The organism is Ruegeria sp. BE10, assembly GCF_056538905.1.
The window spans coordinates 428,492-447,621 of the sequence record NZ_JBQFTX010000001.1 but is presented as its reverse complement, the minus strand read 5'-3'; the positions used below and the strand labels follow the sequence as shown (position 1 = coordinate 447,621).

Genomic DNA, 19,130 nt, shown 5'->3' with positions numbered 1-19,130 from the left:
TACTGCACCTTCGGAAATGTACCTGGTAACGAGTTTGCTGTTTCGATCGTATGATCGGGACAGCATTTTCTTTTCGGAGTTGTTTTGGCAATATGCAGGCTCCCTCATTTTACCGCAGGCGGATTCGAGCTTGCCATGAGGTCATGTAATTTTGGCGTTAACTTTACTGCGAAAAATCCGCTCTGAAACCAAGGGATTCCTTCGAAAAAGCATTGTGACTTGCTTAGTGGGATTCGGCTAAAGTTGCTTGGATTGCACGGCGCAGGTTAGTGAGGTGTGCTCGGCTCCGGCAGAACCTACCTCGTGCCCGCTTATCGCGGGAAACATAACAAAGAACTCTGTGCCTTCACCAAGTTTGCTTCTGTAGTCTATTGTACCGCCAAAATGCTCAACAATTTCCTTTGAAATGTGCATCCCGAGTCCGGTACCGCCTGCGTGACGTTCATCGGAGGAGTCTATCTGGGAAAAGCAATCGAAAACTTTGTCATGGAACCCCTCAGGTATCCCGATGCCATGGTCTTTGACGAAGAGGCGAATATTCCCGCCGACTTTCTCGCATCCGACGGTTATCTCGCCTCCATCAAGGGAGAATTTAGCTGCGTTGGAGATAATGTTGGCCAACACCTGAAGAAGGCGGGAGGCATCACCTTTAACGTACAGATCATTGTTTCCCCTTAAGTCTTCTACAATTTCTACGTTGTGAGCACTGGTGTATCCCATGTTACATGCAATCGCTTCCTGAATCAGCGCATGTACATCAACAGTTCCTTCACGGTAGTTCATCTCGCCCGCTTCCATTTTTTGAATGTCCAGCACATCATTGATTAGGGATGCGAGCCGTTCGCAGTTTTTACCTGCTAAATGAATGAGGCTTTGCATTGATTCTGGAGCTTCACCCAATGCGCCTGTGTTGATTAGGTCAAGTGATCCTTTGATCGAAGTGAGAGGCGTACGCAGTTCATGGCTAACTGTCGATATGAACTGAGTTTTCGCAATGTAGGCCGCTTTTGTTCTTTCGTGCTCTGCTTTGAGCTTTTCGAGTTGTTCCAAATTCCTGCGGTAGAGCTTCAGAAACACCATCGAACAGTCAATCAGAAAGTACATTACAAAGATAACGGTGAAGAAGTGCAGCCAGAGTTCAGATGAAAGCTCGGGGCGTTCGGTCCAGATATCTTTTACGACAATCAACATGAACGATACGCCGTACATGGTCAGACGGACAATCATTGCCCACAGAAACTGATGGTTGTTCATTGCAGCAAACAACGCCGCAGCAAACAAGAAGAACATTGGAGTAAAGTGACCGCCTGCGGGTTGTGCGAAAGCAACTGAAACAGCATACAGGCAGATTGCAGTTGAGCTGAGGATCGTGTTCAACAGAATCCAAGCAACCATCATACTAATTGCTTTGTGCTGATCTGGCTTTAAGCGCGGTACGCGTTTGGCCAGCAATAAATCTTGCGCTTCGCATATGAGGATTGTCCCATAGAACAGCATGGCGTTAACGGGATCGAAGAAGAACGCAGTCAAAATGGTCGTGGCCAGATAAATAGCCTGCCGCTGCCACAGAAGCGCAAAGCTCATGGCAGTATAATCTATTATGTTTTGCAGAAGCCGGTTTTCCGTTTCACCAGAATCCCGGTCCGGCAGATTGGCGTCGATGGCTGTCATCTAGATGTCTTCGTTTTTCGCGCTTGGACAGTACCATTAGCGGCATAATGAGGACTTAGTTGGTCTGAATTGGGTTCACAGTTTGGCGCTAATCCTTTGAAGGCCACCGTGATTGTTGGCGTTTCACGCAAGATTCTGATGTGAGAGGTTGAAAAATTTTTGTTGCGCAAATGCAGTGTGGGGCGCCCAGAATTGACGATCTCGTTGCTTAGTGCAATTTTTTTTATCTTAATGTGCCATAAAGAAGGAGAAAATCTAAAAGGGTTGGGGTTTGACTGCAGTTGAATTTACGAAGTTGGGGCAGGGCGCTGTCGCTCCTGTTTCGGCTAGGCTTGCAAAAAAGCCGGTGACACTGCTTCAGTTTGCAAGGTCCGCTGGTCGAAACATGTTTGAAGTCATCCCGGTCGAAACTCTGCGTGAAACTTATGTTCGTGGGCCTTTAAACATACACTATATCTGCGATCCTGAAATAATAACCGAGTTACTTGTCGGGCAGGGCCGTTCGTTTCCCAAAGCCAAGTTCACTAAAGACATTATTGGATCGGCTGTAGGCAACGGGTTGATACTCTCTGAAGGGGAAAAATGGCGTCAGCAGCGGCGAAGGTATTCTCCACTATTCGCCGCCAGGAACCTCCCGGTTCTGGCTCGGCATTTTGCAGAGACTGGTGTCGAGATTGCAGATTCATTGGCGGAACACGAAGGCCCCGTAGATGTTGCACAAATTGCGCCTGCATCAACGTTGACGAATATTTCCAGGGTGATTTTTTCGGGTAACAAGAAAGTCAGTTCAGAGCAAATACGCGTGGGGCTGATCAAGTATTTTGAGTACATTTCTGATTTGTCTCTTTTCGATTTAATGGGTTTGCCAAAGTGGGTGCCGCGCAAGAATTGGCTACGCAGCCTGGCCCCGGTGACTAATATGCGGAACCTTGCCAGACAGGTTATTGATCAGCGTCGCTCCGAATGCCGCAGCGAGCCACAGGATTTCCTCGATTTCATGATTGAGGCGTTGAAAACAGATTTCGAGGATGAAGCGACAACCGTTGACAACCTTTTAACCTTTGTCGTCGCTGGTCATGAAACTTCCGCCAACGCTCTGGCCTGGGGGTATTATCTGCTGGCGTTGCACCAAGATATGCAAGCTAAGGTTAGACAAGAAATTCGGTCGGTTCGCCCCAAAGGTCCAATGGAGTTTTCTGACCTGGAGGCAATGCCACTCCTGCGCGCCCATGTAAAAGAGACGCTGCGGCTTTACCCTTCAGCCGCGTTCTTTGCTAGAGACGCAACTGCCGACCTTGAAATCAAAGGGGTAAAGATTGCAAATGGTGACGCGCTGTTCTTCCCAGTTTACTCTTTGCACAGAAACGAAAAACTATGGGATGCTCCTGACCACTATCGACCGGAACGGTTCTTGGGATCTACACTACCTCGAGGTCAGTACATTCCATTTGGAGATGGTCCCAGAATCTGCATTGGTGCTCAGTACGCTGAAACTGAAATCATGGTACTTATGGCTTCGGTGCTCCGTCGAATAAATTTTTCGATTACAGAGTCTGAATTACCGGAACCAGTTTTGACATTCACCATGCGTACCAGTGGCCCACTCATCCTCAATGCCGAACGGGTTCGCGAATAAAGTTGATATCTAAACTCCAGTGCCTGACCTTTGATCGACGTCAGGCCTGGCGATAGAATTAGCTTACTGCCGGCGAGTGAGGTAAGTGTTATCGCCGTACAGCTCACGCAAGACTACATCAAACAATCTATCGTTGACCATTTCTTTGCGATGCGGTGTGGGCTCTGAAAATGTGGAAGAGGTTGTAACCAGACCCTTTCTGAGATTGGCCTCACGATGATTCACTTTTTTGAGAGCCATGTCCAAAGAGGCGAATGCTCCAACCTTCGTAAAAGAACGAAGCGATACCGGTGTACCTTTCACCACTTTAAGATGGACAGATGCGCAGCGGTTGCTGAGAACAGTCCCTAGATCTTGGTTTAGGAAAGCTTCGGTCGGAATATTCTGGGTGCGTTCCCGCCCATGTGTAACAACGAGAAATGCGCCACTCCCGCGATAGGAATAGATTCCTCCAGCAGCCTGTGTTGTTCTTTCAATGCAGAATCCAATGTCGGAAACAGATCGCCGAAAATCACCAAAATTCTTCAGATCAAAGTGATACTCGGCGTCACGAAATTTGATTGCGGTGACCCAGGTGTCAGATCGACGCCTCCGTGAAAGCTGCTCGACATAGTTATCGAATTCGACATACCCCAAGCATTGTTCCTGCTCGTCGATAGACAAAGGATCCTTGAAATTGAATTTCTGGTTGAAATCCAATTCACTGCGAAGATTTTCTATCGACGCCGATGAGGATTGGGTTTTCCTTCTTTCCATCATCAGAAGGTGAGCGGCGTTCATACGGCTGCGCAATTCAAAGAAGTCGAAGGGTTTAGTTACATAATCAAACGCGCCTTCTAAAAATGCCTTCTCGATGTTGTGCCTGTCATCCAGTGCAGTCAGCATTATGACAGGTGTTTCCAGGTTTTCCGGCAGGTTTCGGATTTGTGAAAGCAACTCTATCCCTGAGGTTCCAGGCATCTGAATGTCAACAAGCAGACAGTCGAACGGGGATTCTGCTGCTTCTATCATCCCAAGCGCTTCATCAGCTGAACTGGCTGCAGCCACATTGCAGTTTTCGAGTTCAGGAAGTGCTGACTGGAGCAATTTCAAAATGTCAGGATCATCATCAACCGCCAGTACAGTAAGTGCGGTCTTTCTTTGCGCTCGATGCTCTAATTTTCTTTGGAACCGATCACTGCCAAATGTGGAATGTCTCATAACTGGTGAACCGTCGATATCCTCATAACGGGATAAACTTATGAGGAGAGTGGGCCGAAACAGCGGCAAAAATGGAGAAAGTCTTCGTAGAAAGGGGCTTTTTCTTGACCTTTATTTGGCGCCAACGGCCTCAATAACGAATTGCCAGTTATTGTTGTGAACTAGCGTCGCTTTCTCTTAACGTTATTTTTTCGGCAATCTGTTGGCGCTAAAGGGCAGTCTACGATCGCAAAACTACGGAAATGAACAACGGTTGGAAGTCTAAGCATCGACTCTGGAAACCCCACGAAAATGCAATACAGCCGAGTTTTCCCAATAGTCTTAAAATCAACCTTAGTTGCAATGAAATATGCGTCGGGCGTCCAAGAGTAAATAAGACAATCTAGTGGGTGAGGTGTTCCATTTACTTGTGGATGTTGAATAAAACCGACTGACTGAAGGTGCCATCGATGGAAAACTTTGCGCCGACAGGCGAGGCATTGATACCCAGTCGCCGTGACCACCGTGCCCAGACTGAGGGGACGATGCCCAGGATGCTGGTTGCACCACCTCCCATCGCGACAGTAGTCATCTGGTGAAACAACTCCTGTTGAACCGGAAGCCTGCGTGACGATGCAACATCCTTTGCCACGAAGAAACGGGATGCTTCCCAAACCGAGCGCTTTACCGGGGCGTCAATAAATAGAACGTCAGTTGGTATTCCTTTAAGGATACCTCTTTGCGCGTCGCGCAGCATATAACTGTATACCCCGCACTCTGCAGTCGTGGGCAGAAGTCGCACACCTCCTAAGACCTCACCGAATTCATGCAACACAACCCATCGACAGGCTGGCGTGTCGTATTGGTCAAATTCCATCCCGTCAGCTTCGCCAACTTGCCACTTTAACTGGTCAATGAAAATTGATTTTCTGGTTTCAAGGTATTTTGTCAGAAGGGTGCCATGCTCGGAAATATTGCGAAAATTAAGTGTAGTCGCGCGAATATGGCCAATGTTGCCACGTGGCATTGGCGGACTGCTATTGGCAGCAAATATTTCTAGTCGCGCCAAAGTATTTGGTGCGCCTGAAGTGCCGTTAGCAGGTGTCAGTTCCGGAAGCTCCTCCGGGACCGGGTATGTCTGCTTATACCTGAGTGGTCGGTCCATATTTTACTCATATTTCTGACACACTTATGGCAAGATTCAACTCAGCAAGTCCACAACCCTATGCGGTAGTTGCCCGAATAGATGGATAGGTGTGTCTAAATCTCCTCCCTTCCTTTGGTTACCTTCGCTAATTGACCAAAAACTTTAGAAAGTTCTTGGCTTCTATTTTCTCCCGCAGGTTCCACTTTTTTCCCCATGTCTGGCAACATTTTGAAAAAATACAGCTTCTCTTATGTATTCCTTTCAAATTCTCGCCCGGATCAGGCGCGGTTTCGCTATCCGATAGTATTTCGAGGCAGTCGTGACGGCTGATAGGAGCAAAGTTAAAATGGCATCAAGAATTGGAGGGATTTGCTTTTCAGTATGCGCTCTCGCACGGGAAGAATTGCGCAAGTTAAAAAAAATGCACAGACATAAGGAAGCCCACCTTGTGTCACCGTTTTGCCGTCTTCGTAAGAGAGGATGAGAAAACCCTGAGTGTATCATGCGCGAGCCAACCGTTGCCTGAAGTCTGCAATGCCCAACGTTTGGTGAGGTGTAAAAGGTTGGTGAAAAGTTATGCGTATTCTTGCTGTAGACGACGATCCTAGCATCCTGGAGTTGCTAGATAGAGTTCTAGACGCGTTCGGTTATAAAGACGTCGTCACCGCCAGAAGTGGGCGAGAGGCCATTGAAATACTGTCACGACCTAACGAAGCGTTCGACTGCTTGCTACTGGATGTGCAGATGCCGCAAATGAACGGCATAACTCTTTGCGAAGAAGTGCGAAAATTACCAGATTACACTTACACGCCTATTATCATGGTGACCGCCATGGTGCAAAAAGAGTACATCGACGAAGCATTCGGAGTTGGGGCGACGGACTACGTTACAAAGCCTTTTGAGTTCTCTGATCTGAAGCAGAGGTTGTCTGACGCCTATAGAATGGCAGCGGAACGCAGAGCCGCAATCGAAGTGCTGGAAGCTGAAGCGGATTTTGAGTTGTGTTTTGGCAATAGTCCGGACGTTCGCTTAAGTGATCCGCAATGTTTCGGAGATTTGCCCGGTTTCATTGGGTTAGCTGAATTTGAGAACTACGTAATTCAGCTTTCAACGATGCACTCCATGGCTGCAAAGCTTGTGGCGGTGAAATGTATAGGCGCCGAACAAATCTATGAGACGAGCACGGTCAGTGAATTCCGTAGTGCCATGACTTTAGCTGGTACAGCGGTTCTGTCAGCTAGTCAGGAAGGGCGTAAAGTGGCGACCTATTGGGGAAATGGCGTGTTCTTGGTGATCTACGACAATCAAATTAATTTGAGCGTGGACCAGTTGGGAGCTCCGCTTCCGGAGGCATTGAAAGAAGTTTCCGGTGACACCACTTCAGGTCGGCCAATTGGCTTCCAAGTTAGCGAAGAAGTTATGCTTAAAGCCAAAACCAAGATGGAGGCGTTGTTCTTGATAGACAAGGCCGTCGAAATGGCTGAAATTTCGGAAGGTCGAGCGGCGAATATCGGTTGAAAAACTGCATATATGGATGGTGATTGAGACTAGGCTGTTGGTGTAAAAAATACATTGGAACGCCCTGAGTTTTTCATTTTGCTGGTTTAAATCGATCCGCGCGCTCGTTCTTCAGACGTTCAACCTTTGTGCTTTTGGCCTACTTTGTCCCTTCTCAGTGCCTACCCGGCGGCAACAACTCGGAGAAAGAACCCGTAAGCTTCTTCTCGAAATTTGATCTGATGCGAGATCTGGCGTATTCGCCTCTCTCTAATTTCCTGAAGGTTTCTTTTGAGACCACGGTCAAAGCGTGATCGGTCTAAGCAGCTTCCCGGCGTATCCGTTCTTGTTCTTTGATGGGGTCTTTGCCTTTACGGGCTACGGGTCGCCATTTCTCTACTTCTTGGCGTGAATCTTTAGAGCTATGGCTGACAGAGCACCCAACCCCATCCCTCTGCGAAGCCTGTGGATATGAACCCGAAGCACTACTTGCCAGCATCACCGTCGTTTTTGGCAGCCAGAGGTTCTCGCCATCCAAGCACTAGCCGGTTTGAGTGTTCTTCACTTGCAATGATGATAGCTTGTTGAGTGCTGGAATTTGGTCCACCCTATGGTCCACCTTTTAGTGTGAGACACAGTGAACCACTCTGAGGCGAAATAAAGCCATATTTTTATTTTTCAGTAAGTTAGGCGACTTTTTGAAGCAGCCAGAAACGGTCAGAAGTATGCGTGTTCAAGTCTTTAATGCATCTCGACCGCACCATTCTCTCTTTATTCATGGCGATCAGCCCTTTGGATCGGGGTAGAGTTGCACCAGTTTGTGCCGGATTGCTGATTACTCCAATTCCTGTCTCGCCCGCGCCTTCTGGGTTGTGTATGACGAAGGTCAACGCAAGTCGGGAAGTATTAATGTCTCAGGCCATTACCGTATTCACCACGATGAAGAACGAAGGCCCCTATATGCTGGAATGGGTCGCGTTTCATAAAACATTGGGGGTCGATCACTTTGTGATCTTCACCAACGATTGCGACGATGGCACCGACGATATTGCCCGCCGACTGCAGGAGTTGGGGTTGGCCACCCATGTCTCGAACGAGGTGAAAGAGGGGGGCAATCCACAGCATCAGATGCTGCGTCGGGCGCGGCGTCAGCCTAAGGTCAAGGAAGCGGACTGGCTGTTATGCCTGGATGTGGATGAGTTTTGGAACATCCGCCACGGCGACAACAGCTTTGACGCGTTGATCACCGAGGTCGAAAACCGTGCGGGGCAGCAGGTGGATGCGATTTCATTCGCTTGGAAACTGTTTGGCAGTTCCGGCAATATCAGTTTTGAAGACAGGCCCGTAACCGAAACCTTCGCGATGGGAGATCAGGAGTTTCCATACCATTCGGGCCGGGCGTTTGGACTTAAAACCCTGTTTCGCAACAATGGCAAATTCACCCGGTTTGGCCCGCATCGCCCAAAGGGTATGGAAGAAGGCAAGGAAAGTGAGATTGCCTGGTCTGACGCCGGGGGCAAGCTGTTTCCGGCCGAAAAGGTGGGCTGGCGCGCTTGGCGTGGGTTCGATCATTCACTTGGGCGCCTGCATCATTACTCGGTTCGATCGCTGGACGGATTTCTGATTAAGCGAGACCGGGGGAGAACCAACCATATCAAAGTGGATCAGGGGCAATCCTACTGGCAGGACATGAATGCCAACAAAGAAGCTGACCAATCCATTCAGCCCATCGCACGACGCGCGGCGCCATTGTTGGTAGAGCTGAAGGCGGACGAAACGTTGGGCGCGCTGCACGCAAAGGCCTGTGACTGGCACCGTGCCAAGGTCGCCGAGATAAAAATGCGGCCTGACTGGGTGGATTTTCGGGTTTGGCTGGCGGATAATCTTATCTGAAGATCATGGCAGACGACCTTTCGAAAGAGCAGTTGAAACCCGATCACCCCGACCGCAAGACGGGGTATGAACGTATTCTGACCGACCCTGCACCGCCGTGGTTTGTCGAACTCTATCCTGGTGGAGATGGGGCCGGTTTCCTGCAAAAGCTGGAACGCCATTCGGTGCTGTTTCATCAACGCTCTGCCTCGCAACTGGTTGTCAGTTTTGACAATATCGCCAATGCGAACGACCTGTCCTTTGCGCGTGAACCCTGGGGTTGGAAGTTCTTTCGTGATGAGGGTTGGTCGCATATGGGGATATTCGCGCGCACCAAGGCCTGGTATCGAGATCCAGAGATCATCACGTATTTCCAGAATCGCGCAGCCGAAGGGTTTTTCGATCAGTTCGACCAGGTCGTCTTTGCCGGGGCCTCGATGGGCGGCTTCGGGGCGCTGACCTTTTCTGAATTGGTCCCGGGCGCAAATGTGATCGCATTTAACCCTCAGACGTCACTGGATGAACGATTGGTCCCGTGGGAAACGCGGTATCGTTTCGGGCGGGTGCAGGATTGGGATCTGCCATATGGTGACGCCGCGCAGACGGTGAAGCAGGCGGGTAAGGCCTATGTCTTCTATGACCCGTTTTTCGACCTTGACCGGCAGCAGGTCACTCGGCTGAAGGGTGAAAATGTCATGCTGCTTAAGACATGGTTTTCGAACCATTTTGCAGCCCCTATGTTGCGCAAGCTGGGTATCCTCAAGCCCGTCATGCAGAGGGCTATGGACGGATCGCTTGAGGCAGTTGATTTCTATCAGATGATGCGCGCACGGCGCCGGTTGCCGATGGTGATGCGCGCGATTGAGGCGCAGGCAGGCGAACGTCACCCAAAGTTGGTGGGTCAGGCGCGCCATAAGTTTCGCATACTGCGTCGCGCCGCATCGGTTGAGGCAGAGAAGTCCCAATGACGCCTGCGAAAGGAGTGTTCATCGGCCAGCGCAAAGACCGCATGGGCGCGCGCCTGCTGATGATGCTGACTTGCATTCGTCTGGCCGAGGATTTTGACACCACTTACAAGGTCAATTGGTTTCCGAAAGGATCGGATGCACCCGAGCTGGATCATCCGCAGGAACTGTTTGCCCAGGATTGGATGGATGCGCAATTCCTCAGTGCAAAGGCGTTTGAAAAACTCAGCGACAAGGCTTTGCCAATCTGGACCTTTCAGGGGGACAAAACCCCAGACCGCCTGATCGCGCATCTCAATTCGGGCCGGTCGGTTGTGGTTGAGGAAGGGTTCGAAGTGCTGGCCTTTCCCTGGGAGGATATCGAAGCGATCCGCCCTCGGTATCGGGATTTCATCCATCAGATCGGCTTTACGGACGAAATCCGCGCCATCATGGACCGGGCGGATGAAAAGCTGTCGGGGCAGGGGGTGACGGCCTATCACATCCGACGGGGCGACATTCTGAACGGTTCGCCGTGGAAACACACAACCTGGCCCGCCAAGATCGAACCCGAGGAACTGTACGAGGCGCATCTGGAGAAAACTGCTGGACAAACGTCCATTATGTTTTCCGACCAACCCGAACTGATCACCCGGTTTCAAAAACGGTTTCCGCAATTGCTGCAGATGTCCGACATTGCGGATGTGACAGGCATGCCCCGCGCGCAGCGCGACTTTCTCGAGTTGTATACGATGTCACGCGCTGAACAGGTGGTTGCGCCCGTTATCTCGGCGTTTTCGATGGCGGCGGCCCGCATCTCGGGACGGCAGCGTTTAGTGTTCAAGGATGTCTTGACAGAGGAAGAGATTTCGTCGGCAAGCCACCGCGTGATTGATCGGGTGGCCAAGGGGCCTGGTGCCTTTCTAAATGTCTCTGAGGCGGCTCATGTCTATGCCAAGGCGGCGCAGTATCTTTGTGCGCAGGACCGGATTGAACAAGCCTATGATCTGGCCAAGCCGATTCTGCAGGAAAAGGCGGACAATGCGTTCATGCCGCTTTTGCAGTCAATAAACTGTTTTTACCTTTCAAAGTGGAAAGAAAGCGAGCTATTGGCCAAAATTGGGTTAGAGAGTTCCGATCTTTGGCCCGAGGATTATGCTGTTCTTTTGGCCGTTCGGGCGGCTACTCTGGGCGCACAAAAGAAAAGGTGGTCCGCCAGCCGATATTTGGCCCGTGCGTTTTGGGCCAAACCCATGCGCCCTGACGTTGCGGTGCTTGGGTCGCGGATGTTGTACCGCGGTCAGGTGTCAGCACGGTTGTTTCCGCCAACAGACTGGCGGTTGCAGCGAGAGGTGCGGCGGCGGCGCTTCCCTCCCTTTAACAACCTGTATTTGGTTCAGCATAAAGTGCTGGCACGTCAGCCCTGCAATTTTGACTTTGTTCTGCTGGATTGGTCTGATCTTACCTTGGATCAAAAAGCTCGAAGGTTTTCGAACGATCCATTTCGTCAAGAGCGCCTGCGCGAGAGCTTGGATAATTTGGCAAATATCGAAGGTGACGATCCAGCCGTGTCCGCCGCCAAGGCCATGCTGAATTGGCATCAGGATGTTTTTTCTCTTTCGCAAACCGTGGATGAGTTGCGCAAAACTGCGTCAGATTGGCCGGAAAACCCGCTGTACCATCTAAGGCTGGCCACGCTCTACGAGGCTGATCAGGATCAAACGCGCGCACGAATGACAATAGCAGAGGCTTTGGCCTGCGATCCGGGCAATCCGTTTCTGATCTATGCGATGGGGAAATTCCTGATAAGGAACAATGCCATGGAACAAGGGCAAAATCAGATTATTCAAGCTGCTGACCTTGATGAAACTACGCCCGTCATACAGGGGGAGGCCGGGCAAATCTTGTTGCGGCGCGGGAAGAAAAGTAAGGCAAGACCTTACTTGCAAAAAGCGCATGACCTTTTCCCGCCGTATAAACGTTTTGCAAATCAGTTGGCGCGTACTCGATGAGAATGGCACAGGCTTTCAGAACGTCGCCGGAATACTCTTGGCTGTCGCAGCCACTAAGCCTAGGCTGTGGCGAGAACGAAAACCGCAGAACTTCGAGCGCAAGTTCAATATGCAGTTAAACATGAGGCGAATAAGTGTCTGAAAAGGACCCGCGGTATATCAGCGTTACCCCGATGAAGAACGAGGGCCCTTTTGTGCTGGAATGGGTGGCCCATAACCGCGCGCTTGGCGTTGACCAGATGATTGTGATGACCAATGACTGCACCGATGGCACGGATGAATTGCTAAAGCGGTTGGATGAGCGTGGCATCCTGACCCACGTCGACAATAATTCTCGCCGCCAGACCAGCCCGCAAAAACGCGCCTACAGAAAATTCTTGAAGATGGAAGTTGCGCGCCCACAGGATTGGGTGATCGTGATTGACGCCGATGAACATATCAACGTCAAAACTGGTGATAACACTCTGCGCGCGCTGACCGATGCCGTTCCGGACGCCAAGATGATTTCGATGACATGGCGCCTGTTCGGAAACGCTGGTGTCGTTCGATATGAGGATCGATTCCTGTCGGACCAGTTTCGACGAGCGGCGCAAGAGCAGAAATACCGTCCACCGCAAGCCTGGGGTTTCAAAACGATGTTTCAGCGCGAACTTTGGAGTGCGCTGGGGGTTCATCGACCCAAACGCCCGACAGTTGAGACCATGGAAGATTGTCACTGGTACAATGGATCGGGACAATTGATGCCGGACCGGTATTTTAGCGCCAGTTGGCGCTCGGCGCGGGATTCTATTGGGTATGATCTGGTTCAGATCAATCACTATGCGCTGAAGTCCTGTGAAAGCTACCTGGTCAAGAAAATGCGCGGGCGGGCCCACCATCTGGGGGAAAGCCTTGGCATGGACTATTGGAACATGATGAACCAAAACGCCGAGGAAGATGGCTCGATCGATGTCATCCTGGATCGCAAGCGCGAACATTATTACGAGTTGCTGTCAGATCCTGAAACGGCCCGGCTGCATCATTTGTCCTGCGATCTGCACAGGCAGAAGATTTCCGACCTCCGCGCACTGCCCGAGATGCAGGACCTTATGCAGCAGATGACGGCCGACTTTGTCGCCAGTCACAGGCAATGAGCGGAATTCTCTTTGAAACAGGAGGCCTGTGATGCTTTGGCTGCATATAGGTATGCCCAAGACCGGCACGACTGCGTTGCAGGCATATGTGCGTCAGAACAAGGCCCCACTGGCTGATGTCGGCTTGCATTATCTTGAGGCGGGCCGTCGTCGGTTGGAAGGGAGCGGACGTCTGGCGATCAGCCACAACATCATCGCCTTTCGCATCAATCAGACCAATGAGTCGATGGATCCGTTCCGCGCGTTGATGGCAACCGAGTATGAGGCGCACAGCGATCAGACCTGCCTAGTGTCTTCAGAGATGTTCTATTCCTGTGATTTGAACAAGTTGGCACAGGTATTCGCGGAAATCCCCTCTCGCGACTTAAGGATCACCTACTATTGCCGCCGCTACTCGGATTTCTTTGAAGCCGATTACAAGCAGCGCGCTAAGAATGGCCGTATGGGCACCAGCGCGTCGGAATATGTCCGGGACAGGCTGGCGAAAATCAAGAATGACCCTGGCATCTTCACCTTTTCGGCGAAACTGGACCAAATCCGGCAGGCTTTTCCAGGCGTTACGATTGTCCCGATGATGTATGATCGCGCGCAGATGGTCCAAGGCCATATCGTGGATGATTTCATGTCGCGCATAGGCGTGCCTTTGCCGGACGGCACGGCGGCTAAACGGCCCGCTAACCAATCTCAGTCGCGTGTGGCCAGCGAAGCTTTTGGCATTGTCTCACGTTCCATGGGGCGCAAGGAAAGTCGCCAGCTGCGTCGGCGCGTGGTCAGTGATCCGGTCATGATCCGGCGCTATGATGTGCTGGAGCCGGACGAGCGGGCCTGGCTGGATGAGTATTTGACCAAGCAAGACGTCACATTCCAGCAAGAGTTCTTTCCCGACCGGCCAAGGTTGTTTGAACCGGTTGAGCTAAACGAAGAAGACCAGAAATTTCGACGCGACACGCCTGAGGAATACGACGCCCTGCGTCGCGCGTCCGAGATCGTCTTTCGCATGGCGCTAGAGGATTGAACCCTACCGTTCGATGGTGATTTCCTGACGCTGGCGACCGGTTGTTTTGTCAAAGATCAAAATACGATTGTCATCGGTCACCACCGCATACCAGTTGCTGCCGATTGTCACTGCCTGTGCTTTGGCGCCGTCTGGAAGCTCGATCTGATCGGGCAGGGTGGGGGTTCTGTCCGATAGTCGGATGACAATCAGCGCGAATGTCACTAGAACCCCGCCAATCATCACCGCGGTCAACAACATGACCATTCTCCGCAGCAGGCGAAGCTGCGGTGTTTCCTGCGGTTCTTGGGGTTCGGAAGGGACAGTCATGGGCACCCGCCAGATTGAATTTCAGATTGCGGCCGATCCGCCGCCACGTCTTGATAAGGCGCTTTCGCGGGATGTGCCAGCCGATGAAAACCTCTCGCGCACGCGGTTGGCCCGGCTGATTGATCAGGGCGCTGTTCTGATTGACGGCATCGAGGCGCGCGACCCAAAAGCCAAAGTGACCGAGGGCGCATCCGTGGCGATTACCGTGAATGAGGCAGAGGACAGCCATATTGGTCCCGAAGATATCCCGTTGGAGATTGTCTTTGAGGACGCAGACCTGATCGTTATCAACAAACCGGCGGGCATGGTTGTGCATCCTGCGCCGGGGTCTCCGAGCGGTACATTGGTCAATGCGTTGCTGCATCACTGCGGTGACGACCTGTCCGGGGTAGGCGGGGTCAAGCGTCCCGGAATCGTACATCGCATCGACAAGGAAACCAGCGGCCTGCTGGTGGTGGCGAAATCCGATGCGGCCCATCACGGTCTGGCTGCACAGTTCGAGGCGCACACAGTCGAGCGCTACTATCGCGCGATTTGCCATGGCGTGCCGGATGCGAATGACCCTCGTTTGCGCGGTGTCAAAGGCGTCAGCTTCGAGCCCGGAAACATCATGCGCCTGACCACGCAACTGGCACGGCACAAGACCGACCGGCAAAGGCAGGCGGTGCTGTTTCATGGCGGGCGTCATGCGGTGACGCGGGCACGTCTGGTTGAGGTTTTTGGATCACCAGCAGGGTTGGCTTTGATCGAATGCTGGTTGGAGACCGGGCGCACGCACCAGATCCGCGTACACATGGCCCATGCCGGGCACGGTTTGGTGGGCGATCCGGTTTACGGCGGCAAGCGAAAACTGGCCGCCAAGGCGTTCAGCGCGACCACAGCCGAGGCCGTGAGAGCCTTTCCGCGGCAGGCGCTCCACGCCGCTGTGTTGGGTTTTGAACACCCAGTAACTGGTGAAAACCTGCGGTTTGAGGCCGAATTGCCCGAAGATATGCAGAAACTGATTGAACAGCTTCGCGCACCGCTGACATAATGCGCAAAGTTACGTGATTAAGACTTTCTTTGGTTTCCTTTATCTATCGTTAATTCCAAACTGTTAACGGTACCTCTTGAACGGATTGGGACGACCTCCCATATCTCATGTTAACGAATTAAACATTTGTCGGAGGGACATGAATCATGGCAAATTACGCAAATCTCCCCGCGCCGACGCCAGAAGGCGGCCTGAACCGCTATATGCAGGAAATTCGCAAATTTCCGCTGCTGGAGCCGGAAGAAGAGTACATGCTAGCGAAGCGTTGGGTCGAAGAGCAAGATACTGAAGCGGCTCATAAAATGGTCACATCGCATCTGCGATTGGCGGCCAAGATTGCCATGGGCTATCGCGGTTATGGTTTGCCGCAGGCCGAGGTGATTTCCGAGGCCAACGTGGGCCTGATGCAGGCTGTCAAAAAGTTCGACCCGGAAAAAGGTTTCCGGTTGGCGACTTATGCCATGTGGTGGATTCGCGCCTCGATCCAAGAGTACGTCCTGCGGTCGTGGTCCATGGTGAAACTGGGCACGACAAGCGCGCAGAAAAAGCTGTTCTTCAACCTGCGCAAGGCCAAGGCCCGCATCGGTGCGCTGGAAGAGGGCGACCTGCGACCCGAGAACGTCAAGCAGATTGCCAATGATCTGGGCGTGACCGAAGAAGAAGTCATCAGCATGAACCGCCGTATGTCCGGTGGCGACGCTTCGCTGAACGCGACTGTTGGGTCCGAAGGCGAAGGCACCATGCAGTGGCAGGATTGGCTTGAGGATGAGGATGCCGATCAGGCTGGCGATTACGAAGCCCGCGACGAGCTGGACGCCCGGCGCGAGCTTCTGGCGGCTGCTCTGGAAGTCCTGAATGATCGGGAAAAGGACATCCTGACTCAGCGCCGTTTGATGGATCAGCCCGTCACGCTGGAGGACCTGAGTACGCAGTACAATGTCAGCCGCGAGCGTATTCGTCAGATCGAGGTTCGTGCGTTTGAGAAGCTCCAAAAGAAAATGCGCGAATTGGCGCGTGAAAAAGGGATGCTGGGCAACGTCTGAGACGGACCCAAGCAAAGAAAGCCCGCCGTAGACGGCGGGCTTTTTTTGTTTACGCGAAGATAAAATCGCTTTCTGACAGTTGACCGTTTCCAACACCAAGTAGATCGATGCTGTCGCCATCTCCCAACTCGATTGTGGTGCGGAAGAACCCGCTTTCGATGTGGTCTTCGATATCCTCAAAGCTGTCGATACCGTCATAGGCGCTGAGGTCGATCTTGTCCTTGCCGATCTCGAAGTCGAGGATGGTATCTTCTCCGTCGCCTTCTTCGAAGAAAAAGGTGTCACGCCCACGGCCGCCGACCAAAAAGTCATCGTCAGCGCCGCCATCGATCAGGTCTTTGCCGCGACCGCCAAAGATTTTGTCGTTCCCATCATCGCCGCGCAGAATGTCCATGCCACGACCGCCGAAAATGGTGTCATTGCCATCACCACCTAGAACAATATCCTTACCGCGACCGGCGCCGATGACGTCATTTCCGCCACCACCATGCACAAAATCCTTGCCACGACCAGTGAAGTGGAATTCGTCCGAGTCATCTCCCAGAATGAAATCTGTATTCTTCTGGCCAAGGATGCCGGTCACGGATACCGGCAGCAGAACCCCATCCAAAACGTGGATGATCCCGTTCGAGGCGGGAACGTCAAATCCGACAAGACCTGGATCGTCGATTCCCGGGTCCGCATCGCCCAAGCTGGGTGGCATGCTGGAAAGGTTCAGTTCCACTTCACCACCCTGCAGCGTTTCGATGGCCGCACCGTCACCCAAACTGACGACCTCTTGTTTCGTAAATGACTCATCGACGACGTGATAGGTTAGAATGTCGGTCAGCAGAGGTATCGGATCGCCACCGCCTAAAAGGGTCAGGGCTTTCACGATGTGATTGAGCGCTCCGGCTTCGTCCGAGCCTTCAAAGCCCAAAGCCTGAGCCAATCCGATGAATGCCGCATCTTTCGGCGCAAAAACGGTCAGATCGGCGTTGGGGTCGGCCAACGCTCCGTCCAGACCTGCTGCAAGAACAGCCTCGCGAAGGATGTCGAAATCATGAGCGTTATGGTCGAAGGTTCCCGGGTCCCCGCTTAGTTCCAGGACTTTTCCGGTAATCGAAGGTAGTTCTGTATTAGCTGGCATATCGGTTTATCTCCCACCCGGTTGCGCGCCTTTGGTCGGGAGTAATGCTGACAGGTCAGGTTTCTCTCCCCGGCGATAAAGTTGTTACGGGGAGAGTTGGAAAACGGATCACGAAATTCGGATTTATCAATTGAGAGCCCGGATAAGAATTGGTTTGGCGGCACCGAATCTCATTTAAATTTCAACAATTTGAATCACAAGGTGCAACTAGTTCAATTGTTGCTGGAAAACTCTCACCATATTCTCACCCATCACTTTCCGAACCTGAGCTTCGGTCAATCCCTGATCCAACAATGCCGAGGTCAGGGCCGCCAATTCCGATGTGTCAAAAGCGGTTTCTACTGAGCCATCATAGTCTGACCCCAACGAGACATGGTCTTCACCAACGGTCTGGATGGCTGCCTTTATCATCTTGGCGATGCCGGTCGGGGTGATGTCCCCGCAGGTAACGTCCGCCCAATAGCCCATGCCGATTACACCGCCGGTGGCGGCAATCTGTTGCATCAGATCGTCGGGATAATTGCGTTTGACCGGGCAGAATCCGTGCAAGCCGCTGTGGCTGACGATCAGGGGAACATCAGTCATATGGATCACGTCACGCGCGACCTGAGGGCTGGAATGGGCCAAATCGATCACTACGGGCCGTTGCGTTAGGTCCGCCACAAGCTGACGGCCGAACTCTGTCAGGCCAGCGTTGCCCACCCCATGTAATGATCCGCCAAGTTCGTTGTCAAAAAAGTGGTGCAGTCCAAACACTCGGTGGCCGGCGTCGAACAGAGCGTCCAGATTGTTCAGATCGCCCTCTAGAGCATGCGCGCCTTCAATGCCCAGGATGCCTCCGACAACGGGTTGGCCTGCCGCACGAGCAGCCAGCACGGCGTCCAGGTCAGCCTTTGTCTTTACGACTTTCAGATGCCCATCCGAGGCCGCTTCGAACTGATGTAGCTTTTCCGCCTGATAGACGGCGCGTTCCTTCAGGCTGTCCCACGTGCGCAATGGCCACAACTGTCCGATGGCCAAAAGGGTAATGTTATCAAAAGACTCAGCCGAGTTTGCCTCATAGTTCTGACCGGCAGGGGATTTGGTGACGGCGGTGAAGACCTGTAGCGCGACGTTACCCTCGATCAGTCGTGGGATATCTACCTGACCGCGGGTGCCTCGTTCGGTCAGATCACGGCTCCATAAAAGGGGGTCCGCGTGTAAGTCGCCGACGATCAGGACTTCGTGCAATGCGGCGGCATCGTCGGACACCGCATAGGGGGCATGGGCGATCACGTTGTTCCGATCAGCTTCAATGTAAGACGGAAGAAATCCGAAAAACACGACGGCACCGACCACAACTGCAAGCAACAGCAGACCGCCAATCCACTTGAGGACCCGTTTCATTCTCACTCCCTTTCAACCATTGGGGGCAGACTACGAAGGTTCCATGCAGATAAAAGCCTGACTTAACGTCGGATGGTTGCTAGAAGGTCAGGAAATGGGGCTGTTAGCGATAACGCTTGGATCG

Annotated in this window: 15 protein-coding genes; 9 read left to right on the top strand and 6 right to left on the bottom strand. The window is 52.3% G+C overall.

The genetic code is table 11. The features are described 5' to 3' along the window. Positions 1-237: 237 nt before the first annotated feature. Positions 238-1,671 carry a sensor histidine kinase gene (locus ACR0M2_RS02185; RefSeq protein WP_480636293.1) on the bottom strand — a complete coding sequence of 478 codons (1,434 nt, stop codon included), beginning with the start codon at positions 1,669-1,671 and terminating at the stop codon, positions 238-240. Between the two features lie 271 nt (positions 1,672-1,942). Between ACR0M2_RS02185 and ACR0M2_RS02180 the strand changes: the two genes are divergently transcribed. After that, positions 1,943-3,307, top strand: coding sequence for a cytochrome P450 (locus ACR0M2_RS02180; protein ID WP_480703932.1), 1,365 nt, complete (start codon positions 1,943-1,945; stop codon positions 3,305-3,307). Between the two features lie 63 nt (positions 3,308-3,370). Here ACR0M2_RS02180 and ACR0M2_RS02175 read toward each other — a convergent pair whose 3' ends face one another. Together ACR0M2_RS02175 and ACR0M2_RS02170 are read right to left on the bottom strand one after the other, a co-directional pair. After that, the gene (locus ACR0M2_RS02175; protein ID WP_480703931.1) at positions 3,371-4,507 is read right to left on the bottom strand and encodes a response regulator; all 1,137 of its coding nucleotides are present in this window, start codon (positions 4,505-4,507) and stop codon (positions 3,371-3,373) included. Between the two features lie 403 nt (positions 4,508-4,910). Next, positions 4,911-5,651: an acyl-homoserine-lactone synthase gene (locus ACR0M2_RS02170; protein WP_480703930.1), complete on the bottom strand. Its 741-nt coding sequence runs from the start codon at positions 5,649-5,651 to the stop codon at positions 4,911-4,913. 558 nt (positions 5,652-6,209) lie between these two features. Between ACR0M2_RS02170 and ACR0M2_RS02165 the strand changes: the two genes are divergently transcribed. From ACR0M2_RS02165 to ACR0M2_RS02140, 6 genes are all read left to right on the top strand, one after another. Beyond that, positions 6,210-7,151 (top strand): response regulator, encoded by a 942-nt coding sequence (locus ACR0M2_RS02165; RefSeq protein WP_480703929.1) that lies wholly within the window; start codon positions 6,210-6,212, stop codon positions 7,149-7,151. 888 nt (positions 7,152-8,039) lie between these two features. Next, complete coding sequence (locus ACR0M2_RS02160; RefSeq protein WP_480703928.1) at positions 8,040-9,023, top strand: glycosyltransferase family 2 protein; 984 nt, start codon at positions 8,040-8,042, stop codon at positions 9,021-9,023. 5 nt (positions 9,024-9,028) lie between these two features. Further along, positions 9,029-9,970, top strand: coding sequence for a hypothetical protein (locus ACR0M2_RS02155; RefSeq protein WP_480703927.1), 942 nt, complete (start codon positions 9,029-9,031; stop codon positions 9,968-9,970). Beyond that, entirely contained in the window at positions 9,967-11,958 is a 1,992-nt protein-coding gene (locus ACR0M2_RS02150; protein WP_480703926.1) for a hypothetical protein, read from the top strand. The genes ACR0M2_RS02155 and ACR0M2_RS02150 overlap by 4 nt, the downstream gene beginning before the upstream one ends. Before the next feature lie 134 nt (positions 11,959-12,092). Next, on the top strand, positions 12,093-13,091 hold the full coding sequence (locus tag ACR0M2_RS02145) for a glycosyltransferase family 2 protein (RefSeq protein WP_480703925.1): 999 nt from the start codon (positions 12,093-12,095) through the stop codon (positions 13,089-13,091). 31 nt (positions 13,092-13,122) lie between these two features. Continuing rightward, positions 13,123-14,106 (top strand): hypothetical protein, encoded by a 984-nt coding sequence (locus ACR0M2_RS02140; RefSeq protein WP_480703924.1) that lies wholly within the window; start codon positions 13,123-13,125, stop codon positions 14,104-14,106. A 3-nt stretch (positions 14,107-14,109) separates the two neighbouring features. Here ACR0M2_RS02140 and ACR0M2_RS02135 read toward each other — a convergent pair whose 3' ends face one another. Continuing rightward, positions 14,110-14,415, bottom strand: coding sequence for a DUF6476 family protein (locus tag ACR0M2_RS02135; protein ID WP_170348368.1), 306 nt, complete (start codon positions 14,413-14,415; stop codon positions 14,110-14,112). On the opposite strand from ACR0M2_RS02135, the gene ACR0M2_RS02130 reads away from it, so the two are divergent. Continuing rightward, a complete protein-coding gene (locus ACR0M2_RS02130; protein ID WP_480703923.1) occupies positions 14,414-15,448 on the top strand; it encodes an RluA family pseudouridine synthase in 1,035 nt (344 codons plus the stop codon). The two genes, ACR0M2_RS02135 and ACR0M2_RS02130, sit on opposite strands and share 2 nt — an antisense overlap. A 146-nt stretch (positions 15,449-15,594) precedes the next feature. Continuing rightward, on the top strand, positions 15,595-16,491 hold the full coding sequence (rpoH, locus tag ACR0M2_RS02125) for an RNA polymerase sigma factor RpoH (protein ID WP_170348370.1): 897 nt from the start codon (positions 15,595-15,597) through the stop codon (positions 16,489-16,491). Positions 16,492-16,540: 49 nt separating this feature from the next. On the opposite strand, the gene ACR0M2_RS02120 is transcribed toward rpoH, so the two are convergent. Together ACR0M2_RS02120 and ACR0M2_RS02115 are read right to left on the bottom strand one after the other, a co-directional pair. Continuing rightward, positions 16,541-17,620 (bottom strand): fasciclin domain-containing protein, encoded by a 1,080-nt coding sequence (locus ACR0M2_RS02120; protein WP_480703922.1) that lies wholly within the window; start codon positions 17,618-17,620, stop codon positions 16,541-16,543. A gap of 207 nt (positions 17,621-17,827) precedes the next feature. Then, positions 17,828-19,006, bottom strand: a complete 1,179-nt coding sequence (locus ACR0M2_RS02115; RefSeq protein ID WP_480703921.1) for a dipeptidase — start codon at positions 19,004-19,006, stop codon at positions 17,828-17,830. Positions 19,007-19,130: the final 124 nt, after the last annotated feature.

Excerpts from the sequence above, each read along its gene's own strand:
- ACR0M2_RS02185 (WP_480636293.1), bottom strand. The coding sequence starts at position 1,671 with ATGACAGCCATCGACGCCAATCTGCCGGACCGGGATTCTGGTGAAACG.
- ACR0M2_RS02175 (WP_480703931.1), bottom strand. The coding sequence starts at position 4,507 with ATGAGACATTCCACATTTGGCAGTGATCGGTTCCAAAGAAAATTAGAG.
- ACR0M2_RS02170 (WP_480703930.1), bottom strand. The coding sequence starts at position 5,651 with ATGGACCGACCACTCAGGTATAAGCAGACATACCCGGTCCCGGAGGAG.
- ACR0M2_RS02165 (WP_480703929.1), top strand. The coding sequence starts at position 6,210 with ATGCGTATTCTTGCTGTAGACGACGATCCTAGCATCCTGGAGTTGCTA.
- ACR0M2_RS02160 (WP_480703928.1), top strand. The coding sequence starts at position 8,040 with ATGTCTCAGGCCATTACCGTATTCACCACGATGAAGAACGAAGGCCCC.
- ACR0M2_RS02155 (WP_480703927.1), top strand. The coding sequence starts at position 9,029 with ATGGCAGACGACCTTTCGAAAGAGCAGTTGAAACCCGATCACCCCGAC.
- ACR0M2_RS02150 (WP_480703926.1), top strand. The coding sequence starts at position 9,967 with ATGACGCCTGCGAAAGGAGTGTTCATCGGCCAGCGCAAAGACCGCATG.
- ACR0M2_RS02140 (WP_480703924.1), top strand. The coding sequence starts at position 13,123 with ATGCTTTGGCTGCATATAGGTATGCCCAAGACCGGCACGACTGCGTTG.
- ACR0M2_RS02130 (WP_480703923.1), top strand. The coding sequence starts at position 14,414 with ATGGGCACCCGCCAGATTGAATTTCAGATTGCGGCCGATCCGCCGCCA.
- ACR0M2_RS02135 (WP_170348368.1), bottom strand. The coding sequence starts at position 14,415 with ATGACTGTCCCTTCCGAACCCCAAGAACCGCAGGAAACACCGCAGCTT.
- rpoH (WP_170348370.1), top strand. The coding sequence starts at position 15,595 with ATGGCAAATTACGCAAATCTCCCCGCGCCGACGCCAGAAGGCGGCCTG.
- ACR0M2_RS02120 (WP_480703922.1), bottom strand. The coding sequence starts at position 17,620 with ATGCCAGCTAATACAGAACTACCTTCGATTACCGGAAAAGTCCTGGAA.
- ACR0M2_RS02115 (WP_480703921.1), bottom strand. The coding sequence starts at position 19,006 with ATGAAACGGGTCCTCAAGTGGATTGGCGGTCTGCTGTTGCTTGCAGTT.